This is a genomic window from Vibrio sp. 1CM23M, from assembly GCF_023161755.1.
Taxonomy (GTDB): Bacteria; Pseudomonadota; Gammaproteobacteria; order Enterobacterales; family Vibrionaceae; genus Vibrio; species Vibrio coralliirubri.
Genome location: NZ_JALNTR010000001.1, coordinates 999,132 through 1,016,490 on the forward strand (window position 1 = coordinate 999,132; position 17,359 = coordinate 1,016,490).

General features: G+C 43.1%; 15 protein-coding genes. 9 read left to right on the plus strand and 6 right to left on the minus strand.

Annotated elements, in window-relative coordinates:
• The first annotated feature begins 43 nt into the window (after positions 1-43).
• Positions 44-328, plus strand: coding sequence for a hypothetical protein (locus tag MSG35_RS04265; protein WP_050632569.1), 285 nt, complete (start codon positions 44-46; stop codon positions 326-328).
• Between the two features lie 25 nt (positions 329-353).
• Here MSG35_RS04265 and MSG35_RS04270 read toward each other — a convergent pair whose 3' ends face one another.
• The gene (locus tag MSG35_RS04270; RefSeq protein WP_248383252.1) at positions 354-1,544 is read right to left on the minus strand and encodes a GGDEF domain-containing protein; all 1,191 of its coding nucleotides are present in this window, start codon (positions 1,542-1,544) and stop codon (positions 354-356) included.
• Between the two features lie 315 nt (positions 1,545-1,859).
• On the opposite strand from MSG35_RS04270, the gene MSG35_RS04275 reads away from it, so the two are divergent.
• On the plus strand, positions 1,860-2,198 hold the full coding sequence (locus MSG35_RS04275) for a DUF1840 domain-containing protein (protein WP_048610005.1): 339 nt from the start codon (positions 1,860-1,862) through the stop codon (positions 2,196-2,198).
• Between the two features lie 170 nt (positions 2,199-2,368).
• On the opposite strand, the gene MSG35_RS04280 is transcribed toward MSG35_RS04275, so the two are convergent.
• Positions 2,369-3,145 carry a hypothetical protein gene (locus tag MSG35_RS04280; RefSeq protein ID WP_248382983.1) on the minus strand — a complete coding sequence of 259 codons (777 nt, stop codon included), beginning with the start codon at positions 3,143-3,145 and terminating at the stop codon, positions 2,369-2,371.
• A 370-nt stretch (positions 3,146-3,515) separates the two neighbouring features.
• Here MSG35_RS04280 and uhpT point away from each other — a divergent pair, with 370 nt between their 5' ends.
• The 5 genes from uhpT (at position 3,516) to manA (ending at position 10,014) form a co-directional block, all read left to right on the plus strand.
• Positions 3,516-4,910: a hexose-6-phosphate:phosphate antiporter gene (gene uhpT, locus MSG35_RS04285; RefSeq protein WP_060980915.1), complete on the plus strand. Its 1,395-nt coding sequence runs from the start codon at positions 3,516-3,518 to the stop codon at positions 4,908-4,910.
• Positions 4,911-5,057: 147 nt separating this feature from the next.
• On the plus strand, positions 5,058-5,666 hold the full coding sequence (gene uhpA / locus MSG35_RS04290; RefSeq protein ID WP_017061545.1) for a transcriptional regulator UhpA: 609 nt from the start codon (positions 5,058-5,060) through the stop codon (positions 5,664-5,666).
• Positions 5,666-7,162, plus strand: a complete 1,497-nt coding sequence (uhpB, locus tag MSG35_RS04295) for a signal transduction histidine-protein kinase/phosphatase UhpB (protein WP_282449803.1) — start codon at positions 5,666-5,668, stop codon at positions 7,160-7,162. The genes uhpA and uhpB overlap by 1 nt, the downstream gene beginning before the upstream one ends.
• Before the next feature lie 8 nt (positions 7,163-7,170).
• Positions 7,171-8,511 carry an MFS transporter gene (locus MSG35_RS04300; protein WP_248382987.1) on the plus strand — a complete coding sequence of 447 codons (1,341 nt, stop codon included), beginning with the start codon at positions 7,171-7,173 and terminating at the stop codon, positions 8,509-8,511.
• Between the two features lie 297 nt (positions 8,512-8,808).
• On the plus strand, positions 8,809-10,014 hold the full coding sequence (manA, locus tag MSG35_RS04305) for a mannose-6-phosphate isomerase, class I (RefSeq protein ID WP_248382988.1): 1,206 nt from the start codon (positions 8,809-8,811) through the stop codon (positions 10,012-10,014).
• 117 nt (positions 10,015-10,131) lie between these two features.
• Here manA and MSG35_RS04310 read toward each other — a convergent pair whose 3' ends face one another.
• From MSG35_RS04310 to MSG35_RS04320, 3 genes are all read right to left on the minus strand, one after another.
• Complete coding sequence (locus MSG35_RS04310; protein WP_248382990.1) at positions 10,132-12,819, minus strand: hypothetical protein; 2,688 nt, start codon at positions 12,817-12,819, stop codon at positions 10,132-10,134.
• Positions 12,820-13,066: 247 nt separating this feature from the next.
• Positions 13,067-13,546 (minus strand): GNAT family N-acetyltransferase, encoded by a 480-nt coding sequence (locus tag MSG35_RS04315; protein WP_248382991.1) that lies wholly within the window; start codon positions 13,544-13,546, stop codon positions 13,067-13,069.
• A gap of 112 nt (positions 13,547-13,658) precedes the next feature.
• Positions 13,659-14,843 carry a DUF5666 domain-containing protein gene (locus MSG35_RS04320; protein ID WP_248382992.1) on the minus strand — a complete coding sequence of 395 codons (1,185 nt, stop codon included), beginning with the start codon at positions 14,841-14,843 and terminating at the stop codon, positions 13,659-13,661.
• Between the two features lie 84 nt (positions 14,844-14,927).
• On the opposite strand from MSG35_RS04320, the gene MSG35_RS04325 reads away from it, so the two are divergent.
• Positions 14,928-15,596, plus strand: coding sequence for a response regulator transcription factor (locus MSG35_RS04325; protein WP_248382994.1), 669 nt, complete (start codon positions 14,928-14,930; stop codon positions 15,594-15,596).
• A complete protein-coding gene (locus MSG35_RS04330) occupies positions 15,568-16,839 on the plus strand; it encodes a HAMP domain-containing sensor histidine kinase (RefSeq protein WP_248382996.1) in 1,272 nt (423 codons plus the stop codon). The genes MSG35_RS04325 and MSG35_RS04330 overlap by 29 nt, the downstream gene beginning before the upstream one ends.
• Positions 16,840-16,920: 81 nt before the next feature.
• Here MSG35_RS04330 and MSG35_RS04335 read toward each other — a convergent pair whose 3' ends face one another.
• Complete coding sequence (locus MSG35_RS04335) at positions 16,921-17,178, minus strand: YdcH family protein (protein ID WP_009846137.1); 258 nt, start codon at positions 17,176-17,178, stop codon at positions 16,921-16,923.
• Positions 17,179-17,359: the final 181 nt, after the last annotated feature.

The window sequence follows — 17,359 nt, forward strand, 5'->3', positions numbered from 1 at the left end:
TATGTCTATACTCAATAGAGAGTATATCGCCAAGGAGGCCGCTATGGCAGTTCAGCAAAAACATGGCGAAAGGCATAGTCGGATGGGTTTTGATAACGACTTTACAACGGAGCAAAGTCAGCGCTTTACAGAGGTTGCAAACAGCGCAGTTAAACGCCGCGTGAAAAAACGTGAGATAGAAGCGCCGTTTATTCAGTCAGCTAAGCAAGCCGCTTTTAAAACCGTGGTGAGGCGACCTAAAGGGAATAACCCAAACCGAACACGTCAAGTCATATGGATTATTATGATCGGGTTAGTGAGCCTTTGGCTTATGTACTTTGCAGGTTAGCAGCGCCGCTCCGTTATAGGAATGGCTAGCGTTGACGCGCTTTTAATAGCGTAACATTGTTCCCTTCGATCTTCGCTTCAAAGCAATCTTCAAGTTCAGATGAATCCGGTGCTGAGCTAACAAGGCTCGTTGGTAGTTCTTCTATCAAAGTCGATACTGGGTTGTCGTGGTAATAAGCGTAGCGGTTTTTTCCTGAATGCTTGGCAACATACATCGCTTTATCAGCACATCTCGTCAGCTCATGTAATTCTTGGGCATCTTGCGGGTATAAAGCAACCCCAACACTTAATGTCAATTCCTTGATTCTCTCGTTTGTTTGGCAGCCGCTTTCGAACAGCCCGCAAATCCTATCTAGAATGCCGTCTAGATCTTTACGTGTAGGGATATCGTAGAGCATCAGAACAAACTCGTCTCCAGCAAAGCGCGCGATGGAATAATCGTATTCATGGCTTTTTCTGTCTCTGGTTCGAATGTTGTTGCTCAAGCGATTGGCAAAATGCTGTAAGACACTGTCTCCCACATCGTGCCCGTAGCTGTCGTTAATGCCTTTAAAGTCATCAATATCCAAAAAGACTAATGCTGTAAGTGATCGCTCACTATCCACGGTAGCTAGTTTTTCTGTCGCCCAACGTTCAAAGCTCCAACGGTTTGCCAAGCCGGTTAACTGATCTCTGTAGGCGAGATCTTCAATGCCTTCTTTATACAGACGCTGAATATAACTGACGGCTTTTGTGTAGTAATAGGCGGATGTGTGGCACACCAAGCTCATGGTAAATAAGCTAAGGACAAATCTGTGTGTGCTGTTAAATGGCAAAGAAAAGTTATTGGGCATCGCTGTAATCAAGGTGCTGATGAACAGGCAAAACGAGGTGCTGAAGATTATGCCAATTCTGAAATCATTAATGAAAATGACCGCGGCCAGAATTGGGTAGAGCCAGAGGATGCGATCTGGGATGGCGTGACTGTACAAGAATAGGATGACGCCCTGAACTAGAAGAACACCACTCAGAATCAATTCGGAATACTCAGGATTGATGACTTTTCTTACATATAAAGCGTTAGAAATGGCAATGATGGCGAAGCACAATTCGAACATTGACAGCGTGTAATGCTCGCCTTGGAAGTAAGCCCAAGTATAGAAAATGAATAACGCAGCGGCAGTCAGTGAAAAGGAGTGGACAATTTTTTGCTTGCGGGTGGATCGTATGTCCGCCATTTCTTCTAGGTGCCTGCCGACGAGCCTTTTCATGTGATCTGTGCCAAAGTTTTTGATAATGGTGTTAATAGTAGATTAAATAACAAGCTATGCAGAGGCTTAGATGTCTATTTAGTGTGACTACTATCAAGGTTTCATATGAAAGGCTGTTCAATCAATTCCAAATAGTGATGTATATCACCGATGGTGCAGGTCATCTCTAAAAGATTAGATTTAAGCATCAAATTTGTAACCGTTGTTTGATGTTTATCTACTTGCTTTCCTGTGAGTTACTCCACATAGTTTGTAAACCACCAAAATTAAGAAAGGCTCACTATGTTAATTACCTTTAGTTGTAAAGCTCATGCTAGCGTCACGATGTTTGGTGAAGTTGGCCTTCAGTTCATCAAGATGCTTGGGCATAGCGGTTCCATCCCAGGTGCTATGGATGCTTCAGAGGTTCCTCAAGCTCTGGATAATCTACGTGCTGCTATTGCAGCAGAGCAGAGCAAGCCCGTAGAGCAAGAAAATACTGATGACGACAATGAAGAAGAGGTGGTTGAAGCGCCTGTTAATATCGGTAGCCGAGCGTTCCCACTGGTTGAATTATTAAAGGCCGCTATCAAGGATGAATGCGAAGTAATGTGGGAAGACGGTAGCGGCAAGCGACTGTAGTACGATTCACGCGAAACGTAACAAGCCTATCGAATCTATTTTAATAAGAATGAATGTGAACCAGTATCGGTCACACCATGGAGTTTTATGGTGATGAACCGATACTGGTGTTGTATTTGATCTGCGATTTAGAAGCTAATAACTAATAACGAACCGCTCATAACGAAAAGCTAGCTGGCTTTGTTAAATCGAATCGATTGTATTTTCTTTTCACTACCATCTAGGTAAGCGTAACTTTCTAAGATCCAAAGTTGGCTATTGAGCATACCCAATTCAATGCGAACATCAGCACTATTTACACCCTGATAGATGACATCTTGGATGTTAGTTGGATAAAAATTGTAACGATTATTTTGAGATTGAGGCTCGCCAGCAAAGTTGACATTCACCTGGGTAGCTTGGTTGGTGACATCCATTTGGTAGCCTTGAGCTTCATCGTAAGAGAACTGAGCCGTTAGGTTGACTCCTTGTGAATTAGCTACGCTCACCTCTGCTTGACTAATGCTGTTCAGTTTTCCTGTCGACTCTAAGTCCGAGATAATATCCAGAGTGTTAACGTGATTGTGGATAGTGACATCCCATTCGCCAATGAAATTATTGAGCTCTTCCCAATTTTTTTGCTTCGCCTCTGTTGCTGTTGCTGCTGCGGTGTTCACGTTGGTATGCGCAATGGCTTCGTTACGGCTATCGTGACGGATGTTGTCTCGATTACTTCTAATGTCGTTACCTGCACCTGCAACCCCGCCGGCTACTCCGCCGACAACGGCACTTTTCATTGCTAGCTCTGCATCACCTGTTAATGCACCTATCGTGAGTCCTAACAGTGCGCCACCGACAGCGCCCTGCTTGGTGCTCGCATTGGGATCATCTTCACCAGGTGTCACACACCCAGCAAGTAGTGGAAGGCTGATAGCAATCGCAAGTGATGATTTGACCATTGAATTCATAGTTGGAACCTAAAAATGTGTTTACAAAAAGGATCCAAACTTTATCAATGCAATGTCAGGCAACCATTATGAATAATACTATGTTTGTTGCGAAGTGTTTCACTTGTTTCTGTTTGTTTACAAGGTTCGTCAGCCTTGAAATGAGTGACTTTTGTTATCGTAATATCAATCCATAACAGACCGTAAACAAAGTGATGCTGTTCACGCTTTCTTGACTCCCAATTCTGAACTAAGAATTTTTCCTAGTTATTCTAAGACCCTCTCTCATGCGGTCGATTTTTAGACTCCTTATTATTTCACGGTCAACTAATAAACAATGTATGGCCGCAATTATGCCGTGCAGACCTCACAAAAAATAAGAGAGTTCACAATGTTAAAGTTCTTAGATCAGGTTCGAAAACCGACGCTGGATCTTCCGGTCGAAACTAGAAGAAAAATGTGGTTTAAACCATTCCTACAATCTTACCTCGTCGTGTTCATTGGTTATCTAACCATGTATTTGATCCGTAAGAACTTCAATGTCGCGCAAAACGACATGATTTCTACTTATGGATTATCGATGACGGATCTAGGTCTTATCGGTCTGGGTTTCTCTATCACTTACGGTATCGGTAAAACTGTCGTTTCCTATTATGCCGATGGTAAAAACACCAAGCAGTTCCTGCCATTTATGCTTGTCCTTTCTGGTATCGCTATGTTGGGCTTCAGCTTCAGTATGGGCGGTGGCAGTGCTAGCTTATTCTTGATGGTTGCCTTCTATGCGTTGAGTGGTTTCTTCCAAAGTACGGGCGGTCCTTCAAGCTACTCGACCATCACTAAATGGACGCCTCGTAACAAGCGTGGTTCATATTTAGGTCTTTGGAATATGTCGCACAACGTGGGTGGTGCGGGTGCTGCTGGTGTTGCTCTGTTTGGTGCGAACTACCTATTTGATGGCAACGTAATTGGTATGTTTGTTTTCCCATCTATCATCGCGATTGTGGTTGGTTTTATTGGTATGCGCTTTGGTAACGACTCTCCAGAAGCATACGGCTTAGGCACAGTCGAAGAGTTGTTTGATGAAGAAATCAGCGAAGAAGATACAGCTGCTGAAGAAAATCAAATGACTAAGAAAGAGATCTTTGTTGAATACATCCTGAAAAACAAAGTGATCTGGTTGCTCTGCTTCGCGAATATCTTCTTATACATTGTTCGTATCGGTATCGATCAATGGTCTACCGTTTATGCGTATCAAGAGCTAGGTCTATCAAAAGAAACGGCGATTTCAGGCTTCACTCTGTTTGAGGTTGGTGCACTGGTCGGTACGTTAATGTGGGGTTATCTGTCAGACCTTGCGAACGGACGCCGTGCTTTGGTTGCTTGTGTGTCACTTGGCCTGATCATCGTTTCTCTAGAGTTCTACCAGCATGCAACCAGTGAGTTCATGTACCTAGCATCACTGTTTGTGCTTGGTTTCCTTGTGTTTGGTCCTCAGTTGCTGATTGGTGTTGCTGCAGTAGGTTTCGTGCCTAAGAAAGCAATCAGCGTTGCGGATGGCGTGAAAGGTACATTTGCTTACTTAATTGGTGACAGTTTTGCCAAACTTGGCCTAGGTATGATTGCAGACGGCACGCCTATTTTTGGCTTAACGGGTTGGAAAGGCACGTTCGCAGCGCTTGATACGTCAGCTGCCATTTGTATCGTGTTACTGCTATTCGTTGCGGTTGCGGAAGAGAAGAAGATTCGCCATGCTAAGAAAATGCACTTAGCGTCTCAAAACGCGTAGCGAGTCTCACGTGCTTTATTGGTTTAAAGCACGTGAGATCATACCAATCGTTAGTTCGATTCAGTATCATCTCTATCAATAAACTCAATTTTAGATAGCTCCTGTTGGGGCTATTTTTCTTTCTTACTCTTAATTCTGGTTAATATCATGATTAATGTTGCGCTTGTTGATGACCACGTCATTGTTCGATCTGGCTTTGCTCAATTACTCAGTCTTGAAGCTGATATTACGGTCGTGGGGGAATTCAACTCTGCGGCAGAAGCGCGCCTCGGATTGCCAAGTTGTCACCCTGATGTCGTGATCTTAGATATCTCAATGCAAGACGAAAGTGGCCTGAGCTTATTGGAAGAGATTCCATCTGGCATTGCCAGCATCATGTTGAGCGTTCATGACTCTCCGGCGATGGTTGAGAAGTCATTAGAGTTAGGAGCCAAAGGTTATCTCAGCAAGCGCTGTAGCCCTGATGAGTTAATTCAAGCCGTACACACGAGCGCAAATGGTGGCTGTTATCTCACGCCCGATATCGCAATAAAGCTTGCGACACCCATGAAGAATAAAGCCTCTTTAAATCAACTCACCCGCCGAGAAAGCGAAGTGTGTCAGTTATTGGCAACAGGGCTCGATGTAAAATCTATTGCCGTAGAGCTAGGAGTTAGCCATAAAACGGTGCATGTACATCGAGCCAATGCGATGGACAAACTCAATGTTAAGAACAACGTCGAGTTAGCTAAATTGTTCACACAAGACCAGTACTAATGCGTTCCTATCTAGCCACCTCCCTGTGTGGGGTTTTTATGGCTGGCTGTGCATGGTTCTGTTTATGGGTTATTGCCTTCTATTTCATTAATGACCCTGAGTTAGCCATTCTGCTTTTCCCATTCTCACTTCGATTGGGAATGACGCTGCACACTCGCACCCACTATTGGCCCGCTATCTATATTGCAGAGTGGGGGCTTGCGATTGCTTTAGCTCTGCTACTTGATGAACCTCAATGGCTGACGATACTCATCGCCAGTGGGTTGAGTATTCCTGCCACTCTAATTGCCAAGCGTTATTATTCTGGTGACCAAAATCGTCACTTGTTAGTGATGGCGAGCTTAATCATGGTCACAGCATTTATTAATGTTGCCGTGGTGGGCTCTCATGTACCAGCCGTTTACATGGTGTGGTTAGCGAGTATCACGGGTGGATTGATGCTGGTGCCTATGTGTTATCTGGTCTGGAACTATCTATTCCAAAATAAGTGGGCGCCGCTGAGCTCTTACTTAATCCATAATGTTGTAGAGTTCAAAATTCGTCACATCGCTTTATACAGTGTGTTGCTGGTGGCCAGTATTTTGATACAAACCAGTTTGCCTGATGAATTAAGGCGCTTCGCCCCGTTCTGTATGGCGATCCCTATTATCTTGCTCGCCGTTCGTTATGGATGGCAAGGTGCTCTGCTTGCAACAATGCTAAATAGTGTCGCGTTGATTGCTGCTCACAGCGGAACATCCAAACTCGAAATTACCGACTTGCTCTTGTCTCTGTCTGCTCAAACCATCACAGGCATATTGCTTGGTTTAGCGGTTCAAAAGCAGAAAGATCTCAACTCCAAATTGCGAAGTGAACTCTCCAGAAATCAAAACCTTTCACGTCAGTTAGTGACCGCTGAAGAGTCGGTTCGTCGTGATATTGCGCGTGAACTGCATGATGAAATCGGCCAAAACATCACGGCAATTCGTACTCAGGCAAGCATCATTAAACGCGTTGATACCGCTGAGATGAGCGTTCGCTGTGCGGGTACCATTGAGTCATTGTCTTTGAATGTTTATGACACCACCAAACGTCTACTTACAAAATTAAGACCTAAGATGTTGGACGATCTGGATCTAAAAGATTCTGTGGAACAGCTTATTCGAGAGATGGAGTTTTCGGATCACGGCGTTGATATCCAATTAAATTGGCAAGGTGATTACTCGTGTTTGAGTGACACGCTCAAGGTCACGATCTTCAGGCTGTGCCAAGAATCTCTAAACAACGCCTCTAAATACGCCAAAGCGAGCGAGATTAAAATTGAACTGATTTTAGGCGACCAAGCTGACCTTCAGATTACAGATAATGGCGTTGGTTTTACAGCGCAAGACCTTCTCAAAGGAATGGGTGTTCGCGGTATGCAAGAGCGGGTTCAGGCGCTCGGCGGCAAGATGACAATCAACGCTAATGGCTCATCTTCGGGTACCAATATCAGCGTTACATTACCTAAAGTGTGAGAACGAATATGTTTGGATTTCTGCGCTCAACAACGTCCAAGAGTGATGCTCTAACAGATGATGAGATCAATCAGAGTTATCGTTACTGGCGCCTCCATATCATGATAGGTATGTATGTCGGCTATGCGGGTTTTTACTTCACTCGTAAAACCTTTAATTACGCCGCGCCTGCCATGATCACCGATCTTGGTTTGGATAAAGGCGATATCGGCTTAATTGGCACACTCTTTTATCTTTCTTATGGCTTATCGAAATTTATCTCAGGCACGATATCGGATCGGTCAAACCCTCGTTACTTCATGGGGCTTGGCCTAATCGCGACTGGTCTGATAAACATCGCGTTTGGCTTTTCGAGTTCGTTAGTGGCTTTTATCTCGCTATGGGTACTGAATGCATGGTTCCAAGGTTGGGGCTGGCCATCGTGTTCCAAGTTATTGACGACTTGGTATTCTCGCTCCGAAAGAGGCTTTCGCTGGGCAATCTGGAATACAGCGCACAACGTTGGTGGAGCGCTTATCCCTATTCTTGTGGGTTATCTAACGCTGCAGTTCAGTTGGCGATCTGGGTTTATCTGGCCAGGTGTTATTGGTGTTTTTATCGGTCTTATTGTCTGCTGGCGCTTACGTGACAAGCCCACCACCATGGGACTTCCGACGGTAGGAAAGTGGCGTAATGATCACCTGGAATTAGCGCAAGAGAGCCATGGGCAAGGGTTAAGCTATCGAGAGATCCTGAAAACCTATGTGTTCAGCAATAAGTACATTTGGTTGCTCGCCTTTAGCTATGTGTTGGTTTACATCGTAAGAACGGCAGTTAACGACTGGGGCAACTTATATCTCACCGAAGAACACGATTACAGTTTGATAAACGCTAACGCTGCCTTGTCTCTGTTTGAGATTGGCGGTTTCGTTGGTTCACTTGTTGCTGGGTGGGGATCGGATAGGCTGTTTGGTGGTAACCGAGGCCCGATGAACATCTTGTTTGCGATTGGTATTTTCCTCTCGGTATCCGCTTTATGGCTTATGCCTTTAACCAACTTTGTGTTTCAAGCGGCTGGGTTGTTTTGTGTTGGCTTTTTTGTTTTTGGCCCTCAAATGCTCATTGGTATGGCGGCGGCTGAATGTTCGCATAAAGACTCTGCCGGGGCGGCGACAGGCTTTGTTGGCTTGTTTGCTTATATGGGAGCAGCACTTTCTGGTTACCCATTGGCGCTCGTTCTAGAAACTTATGGCTGGAGTGGATTCTTCATTACCATCTCTACTTGTGCGGCCGTTATTGGCTTGCTGTTACTGCCTTTCCTACAAGCTCAATCACCTCAGAAAAGTGCAGAGGCTCGCTCTGGTTTTTAAGGGCTCTTCACGATAATAAGATAGTCGCTGGTGTTTGGATTCAGATGCTTGTATCGCTGCTGTAACCAGTGCGATACAAGCCGCTATCTTATTTTCGGCGCTTTCTATACGTGATACTCAAATGTGACCCTTTTCACGCTTTTCATCGTTCTCACCTGTTTCTAAGAATTTTTCCTATTGCGTCTAAGACCTCATCTCATGTGGGTTCTAGCCGAGCTCTGTAGTCTTTCTAATTATTTACGTTATTAGAAATTAGCTCTCTGAATTGTGTTCAAAGGGCTTACTACGGAAAACGCCATGTCACTCAGCCACTTCTCAGAACACTCATTTTTCCCAATGGAAAACACCATCCAAAATTATGCATGGGGGAGCATTTCTTCGATACGTGAGCTGTTTGGCTTTAAGAATGAGTCACAAGAGCCGCAAGCGGAAGTTTGGATGGGAGCGCATCCGAAGGGCTGTTCAATGGTCACGCTTGACCAACATTTGGTGCCTCTATCTGAGCTGATTAACAAGAATAAACCCGCTTATCTATCAAGCGATATTGCGCAGGAGTTCGGTGAACTGCCGTTCTTGTTTAAGATCTTGGCAGCAGAAAAAGCGCTATCTGTTCAGGTTCACCCAAACAAGCAGCAAGCAGAGGTTGGCTTTGCAAGAGAAGAGCAAGCAAGAATCCCTCTAACAGCAGGGCATCGTAATTACAAAGACTCTAACCACAAACCTGAATTGGTTTACGCGATCACTGAATATCAAGCGATGAATGGCTTTCGAGAGTTTGATGAAATATTAGGGTTGTTCAGAAAGTTGGATTCGAGCGAGTTGGTCAGTTTGGTTGAAGAGTTTGGCAACAGCCTTGATTCTCTAGGTTTAGAGGCGTTTTTCCGTGATTTATTAACGTTGAATGACCAACGTAAACACCGTGCATTAGAGCAACTTCTGACTTACGCAGCATCTCATCAAGACCAAGCTGAGTTTGCTTTGGTTACTGAGCTTAGCCATCAATACCCGAACGATATCGGACTATTTTGTGTTCTGCTGCTTAACTTGATCACACTAAAGCCAGGTGAAGCGATGTATTTGAATGCGAACACACCGCACGCTTACATTAAGGGAACCGGGCTCGAGATCATGGCAAATTCAGACAACGTGCTCCGAGCCGGTTTAACGCCAAAACACATTGATGTCGCTGAGTTAGTCGCCTGCACAAAATTCACGCCAATTCCGTTCGAACGCTTATTATTAGCACCCTCAAAACTGGGTCAATGTGATAGCTATCATATCCCGGTCAGTGATTTTGATTTCAATATATTTCATCGCCCTCATCAAGAAGAAGTGATCACAAGCGGCGCTGAAATATTAATGGCGATAGACGATGATTTAACGTTAATGAGTCAGAAAGGTGAGCATTTAACCCTTACTAAAGGGCAATCGGTATTTATCCCAGCCTATATTGGCCATTATGAATTGAGTAGTGAGGGCCGAGTGGCTAGGGCGTTTAATTAAGGGAAGTGATGATCTTGAAAGGCTATCAAGCTTTGCGAATGAAGATGTTGGCTTATAAAGGCTAATGGAAGAATGAACAAGCCAAACTCATATTGGCTTGTTCATGTTATCTATCGATTATTTAATAGAAGGTAAGCTAGCTGCTTCCATATTAATCGACATGCTCCAAGATTGTTCCTCTCGAATGGATTTAATTGATCCTCGGTTTGTAAGCCAAGTAGTTTGAGTGTCAAGAGGTCCGTCATTTTCGAACTGTGTCTCACTTGTTACTTTACATGCAGCGAAAGTACCAGCTGGTACTGTTATTTCCTCTTTACCTAAGTAGGTTTCTTGGTAGTCGAAGGTAGATAGAAAGTAAGTTTGCGCGTTGATAATGTCGTCTAGTGAGGTCTCTACAGAAACGGTTCTTAATCCTGGGTACTCAGTTTCACCGAATTCATCGCTGATCTCGTCATACCAATAGTCGTATTGTGATGTGAGTGGTGCATTGGTTGAGGTCCCGAAATCTACCATCTGATTGATGATTTTTTGGTTATCAGTAATCGTCAGTGGTAATACTGCTTTAGCCGCCCCCCAACCTAGTGAGTCATCAGAGTTAAAGCCCTCTTGACCTAGGTAGTGATCTTCAGAGCTATATGAATACTCGTACCCCATTAAAACACCTTCAGAATCTTTGATGTCGACACGTGTTTTTTCTAGGCTTCCTGCTAAGTCAGAAATCCAACTTGGAAGTCCGGTGACTAACGTAACGTCATTCAGCCAAGAGAAAGTGTCACCCAAGTAGGTAAACTCATAAGTGAGGTACTCTGTAACAGGAACTTCTTCCCACATAGGCGTGCGTTGTACATCGTAAACCGTGACGTCATTAGCTGTAGCAATGAACTCAGCATCCGGTAGCGAGTTAAGACAAGCCTGTAGGTTGAGAGGGTGTAAAGGTTGTGGTGTTAATGCGTTATCCAAAATGAACTGCTTAGTCGCTTCGTCAAAAACATAAGCCTCACTGCCTGCATCTTCAACTTCCTTGTAGGTAATACGTACAAAGCCTTCGACTACAGACAAGTAAGCTGAATTATCTTCTTTTTGGTAGTTAGACCATGTAGCTTGCGAGTGGATAGATTCAGGAATCGTAACTTGACGTAATACCTCGCCATTTACTGATATATCTTTCCACGAACCGAGTTCTGACAATTTGGAGAATGTAGAATCTAAATTCCACGCTCTTGAATAATAAACAACGGTTCCGTTAGAAAGAAGCTGTGCAAATACCTCAGCATTTTCTAGGCCTGCCATCGGGATTAAATCATCATGATTGTTAGACGCTGTTTCATGACGATCTGACTCATCGTCAGCAATGGTCGATGCTAAAGTTGTAAGCCATGTATCTGTAATGCCACCATTCTTGAAAGCACTTATTCCGTTACACGAGTTATTGAGCTCTTGGTAACGATCTGGATCGTACTCTGCACACCAATCACCCTTGTAAAAGGTAAAAATATTGTCGTAGATATCCGCTACAGACAACTTGTATGCCGTTGTGTTATCTGGGAATTTTAATCCTACTGGCATAATGTGAGACCAAACGTTCTCATCATCTGTTTGATCCATGATGGAACGAACATTGAGCCCACTGATATCTAATTGCTTAGCGCTAGCAACTTCATTAAAAATCGAGCTTCTAGATTCTAGAGTTAAGCTGCCGTCTTTGTTCGGCTTAATGCTGGTTAAGGTATCATCGCTCGCTTCCCAACCGTTTTGTCCTAACACCATGCTATTTGTGTCAGGGGTATATTCAAACTCAACAAATTGCTCAGCAAAGTAATCATAAATATAACTGGTATCGGTAACTGAGTTATCTGCATCAGACTTCAATGTTCCATAGGCAACTACTAAATCTTTGCCAGTGTCATTATCGCCGCCAAACCAATTGATACCGTCTGTTTTGATAAGCTTCGCGAGGTCGGCTTGCTTAGATCCTTTATTTGCCTCATTTTCTTTAATTTTATCTTCGAGATTAGAGTCATCAATGGCGATGTGATCGCGATTAATACTGCCAGCAATATCGCTTGGGTTGAAGTTATCTCCAGCTGCTTCAATATTTTTTACGACTTCCTCGAGGACTCGAGTGACTTCTTCATTAATCAATGCGGTGAGTGCTTCGACAGAAATACCGGCGCCCGCTGCTGTTTCTGATAACGCATCCGTGTTCTCTGCCATGACTGAAGCGGTAACTTGAGCAACGCGGTGTAGGTTTTCAAAAGCCGCTTTTTGTGCATCGGCTAAGTCGTTATTGTTTTTGGCTTCGATATAATCTTGCGTTAAATCGAGAGTTGTCCCTAACTTCTCTTGAATAGCTGTTTTAGCTTCTTCTAACGAAGAACCACTCTCTATTTCATTTTGAATCAGAGTCGTTAATGGGCTAATAAATGCCGATTTTGGTGGGGCTGTTAGGCGATAGCTCTTGCTTAAAACGACTCCTGGATTATCGGTATCGATGGTTTGTCCGGCAACCACTTCGATCAACAGAGTACCTTGTTCAAGTTGTTCTTGAGTTAGATTATCAATCGTAAACGAACCATCGTCACCCGTTACGGCATTTGGCTCATCCTTATCACAAACTTTATTGCTGTTTAGATCCAAACACGCATTGGCTCCTACCAAATAGCCATCAGCGGCTTTTGCTGTTAAAGACGCTGAAGTTGCTGTTGAACCGCCAGTATCAGTTGTAGAGCTATCCGAACTGTCGCTACCACATCCTGCTATCCCTAGGGCTATTGCCACTGCTAACAGTGAACGTTGACCATTCATGTTAGTTCTCCTATTAAGTTATTGATAAAAATTTACTACTCTGGAATCAATTGGGAGAATGTCATTGATAAATATGACTATTTATAAATTGAATGCCATTGGTGAGAAATGTATCAAAACGGAATGTAGTGGAAATAGTGGGTGTTTTTATTCTAGAGACATATCTAATTGGTGGAGTTATATATGCGAGTGATATCTATGGTGAATGTTTGGTATCTGTAATTCACATACCTATCAATTACTTTTGTTATATATCTTGCTGTATTTTATAAACTTTAGATTTCAATGAGATAAAGTGAGTATCACCATCATCAACAACTTGATAGCCAAGTGATTGATAAAAGCTAATGGCGCGAGTGTTACTTTTAAAACTCGACAGAGTGACTTGCTCACGTCGCTCTTCCATGGCTCTCCTGTACATGAGAGTCATGACTTGCTTGCCAAGCGAACGGCCTTGGTATTGAGGGAAAATGATCAGCAGATGAATATGGTATGCGTTGTCATAAGGCTTAAAGCAGACGAGCCCTACTCTTTTATTTTCGCGATATACCCAATGAAACCAAGAAGGATGGTAATCGTTTAAAAGTCGTTTGCGCTGGAACTCGTCATCCCAACCAAACACATTGTCGACGTGTTCGAAAATACCTTGTTTGACGCAAACAAACAGCTCGTCAAACTCGGAGTTTAAGACGGTTTCTAATCCAAGTTCTCCGCATTTGATAGTCATTTTTTCTATTTCCTTACCCTGAATTTTGGATAAGAAAATAATACCATAACTGGCTGATATTTATACTAAATGAAAAAGCCACGTAGATACGTGGCTCTTAAATGTCATGACTTTAGTCGTTGTCTTCAGCTTCGATTTCGCTAGCGATGTATTGGTTATCTATCTTATAGGTTTCAACTTCAACTAATTTTCCAGATAGCTCGTCAAGATCTAGAGCTACATCCATCCCCCATTCATTTTCATAACGAGTATTCTTATTTACATATATAAGTTGGTCGCCGGATTTAGTTTGGATTTCAAAATTTGATTGGCCTTTGACATTGTGCACTCTACCTTCAAATTCGATGTCATTATCACTCCAATCTTGTGTGTCATCGTGGTGTTCAAATTCAATTTCGGTTGCAACATTTTCGCCGTTAGCTTGTTTCGTTGTTACTTCGACTTCTGTACCTACAGTTAAATTTGACTTGTTACCGTCTTCGTAACGAGTATTGTCATTGACAACAAAGCGACCTTTGTAGCTTAAATCAAATGATAATTTGTCGTTGGCTACCCAAGTAATAATGCCTTCAATTTCTGTATCATTATCGATCTCATCAAAATCTTCGACTTCAACTTCTTTTGCTTGCAATACAGAGCCAACCATTGAGCCTGTAACTTCAACCCAAAGACCATCAGCTAACTGTGATTCATTCGAGTCATTGTCAATACTATCCATTGTATATTCGACAGTCAGAGCTCCACCTAACTTGAACGTTAGTGTATTGACGTCCAAGTTAGTGATTAGCCCTTCAACTTCAACTGTTTCGTATGGCTCTGAAGGGGCAAACTTAACAACAGAAAGTACTTTGTAACCTGCATTAGCGGTTGGTAAAGATGAAACCATAACCCAATCATCAACGCCTATTTCTTCAGATAGACCCGAGTAAGTCAGTGTGATGCCATTTACTATAAAACTGATATTGTTAGGTGCAATGTATGTTATTTGGCCTACGATAGTCGGCTCTAGCGTTAATTGTGCGCCGTCATTTGTGCTACGAGCATTAGATGAAATGGAGACCATCATATTCTTTTCTAGGTCCGCAATGTCCACGTCTTTACCCGCGTAGGTAGCACTGTCTACTTGATAGCCATAACCATTCACAACAATGGTGTTGCCAGAAACAGAGTCAATGGTACCTTGAACTGCTGATGGAGCTTGCGTGTTGTTATCGTTGCTTCCATTGCTATTGCTGTCACTACCGCCACAGCCAGTTAGAATTAAACCGACAACCGAAATCAGCGCTAACTTTTTCATCTATATACTCTTTATTTGGTTTATTGAGGGTGTATCTTATAAACTCAAACGTGAAGCACTCGTGAAGAAAGGTGAAATAAATCGATGAAAGTTTTGATCGTTGATGACAGCCACAATGTTGCAGAAACCATTGCCGATTACCTAGAGTTGGAAGGGATGGTGATCGATTGTGCTTATCATGGTGAAGCGGCATTGAAGTTGGCGTCTGAGAATCATTATGACGTGATTATCATGGACATCATGATGCCTAAATTAGACGGCATCTCAGCTGTTAGAAAGTTAAGAGAAGAGGTGCAGAGCCCTACGCCAATTCTATTTTTAACCGCTAAAGATAGGTTGGACGACAAAATTGCGGCTTTTCAAGCGGGCGGAGATGATTACTTGGTTAAGCCTTTCGCCATGCAAGAGCTCAGTTTAAGGCTCAACGCATTGGCAAGCCGAGGACCACGCCAAGATATCGGAAAGCTGAGTTTTGCTGATATTACTCTCAATTCGCAGACCGACGAGGTTTACCGAGAAGGGAGGCTTATTAAGTTGAGTCGAATCCAGTTAAGAATACTAAAAGTCCTTATGCGTCATGCGCCATCAATTGTTTCAAGAATTGAAGTGATTGATTCTGTTTGGGGTGATGAATCGCCAAGCAGTGATGCACTTCGAAGTCATATCTATGGCCTGCGTAACGCGCTTGATAAAGGGTTTGAACACTCACGATTAGAGACTATTCATGGACAAGGTTACCGACTCAAAGCATAACGGTTTAAGCCACACCGATTACCCGAGCATTTACCGAAAAATCCGTCGCAGCTTTGGTTTGATGACTTTGGTCATGTTTGGCCTTTTCTGGACAGTTATTTATATCGCTGAAAACCAGATGGAAGTGATCAGCCTGCACCACTGGCTAGACACTGAAGCTAATCGTTATACGTCAGAATATCAGTTGCTTGGCGAAGAAGCGTTGTTGCCGAATAAAAATGAGTTTTCAACCTATTGGAGTGAAAGAGAATTGCCCAATTGGTTAGCTCGATACAAAGAGCCCGGTTTCTATGAACATCTGTTAGGTACGGAAGATAAACATTTTTACGTATTCGAACACCCGTCAGGTAAAGGGCTGATGTATATCTTGTTTCAAGATGACGCCGACGACTACCTCGACGAGTATGAATGGAGCCTCCACAACTACACCCTCATACTCGGTGGCTTAACCTCAATCTTCATGGTTTTGTATGGGATCTATGTTGTACGCTCGCTGTCGAGGCCACTCAATCAGATAGAAAAGAAAATAGGGCAAATGCACCCTGAGCAGCCAAGTTTTGAAGTCGAGACGTCTTACGCTGAAACACGACATATTGAGCAAACACTTTTAGATTCAAAGAATCACATTTCAGGATTTTTTCAGCGGGAAGAGGAGTTCAATCGATTTGCCTCTCATGAGCTACGAACTCCTATTATGGTGATAAAAGGGTCGGCTGATCTGCTAACTAAGGTACCCAATCAACCTCCTGTTGCGTTAAAAGCGATTAATCGCCTGCAAGAAGCGAGTGAACAGATGCGAGTGCTGACTGAAATGTTTTTGCTGCTTGGTAAAGAGAGTATCGATGAGCACCATTTCGGTCACTATGACCTGGAAGTCGAAGTTCAGAATCAGCTGCTTGAAATGGCGCCTTTATTTGCCAAGCAGGGTGCGAGTTATGACCTGGACGTAAAAGAGACTACCACGGTATATGCACCAGAGAGTTTTATTACTATTGTATTGAATAACTTAATTAAAAATGCGTTTAGTTACAGTGTTGGCGATGTTGGAATTGTGGTGATAGGTTCTCAATTAGTGATCACTAACCGTCATGATGGCAATGATACTTACAATGCAGGCTATGGTTGTGGTTTAGTGATTGTGCAACGAATCTGTGAGCGAATGGGTTGGAGTTTTGAAACTCAAGATGATGGGCTTCAATTTAGTACTTACTTAGATTTTTCAGCGAATAATCTAGTTGGGTAGCAGGTAGTTTCGATTTCAAACAAAGAACCCTTTGAGAAGGAGAGTAGTGTGGCTAAGTTAGCCACACTAGCATATGAGTTGTTATACGATCTTAAGCGCGTGATGGCGTGTGAGCTGTTTGTGTAGCGAGTCTTTTAGCTCCATGCGTTCTACTTTGAGGTTGTGCATGCTGTCGTCATCGATAGGGCTGCCAGAGATTTCTAGCTGACGGATGTCGTAGTCGAGTTGGTGGTACTTCTGCATGTCTGCTTTGAATTTTTCGTCGTCGTGGTTGAGCTGAACAATGTCTAATTTAAGATCTGGGAAATCTAAGATAAAGGCATGGTTTTCATTGAGCATTGGCACTTCCTCTCTAGTCGGATTATTAACAGTATAGAAGCAATTTATCGAAAGAAATGTGGTTCAAAACACAAAGCCGTAAAGCGATCAAAAAAGGGCACAAACTCGTGGGATTATCCTCGAACTTGCGCCCTTTTGTATGTATATAGCTAACTATTTATAGTTATATGTATAGAATTCA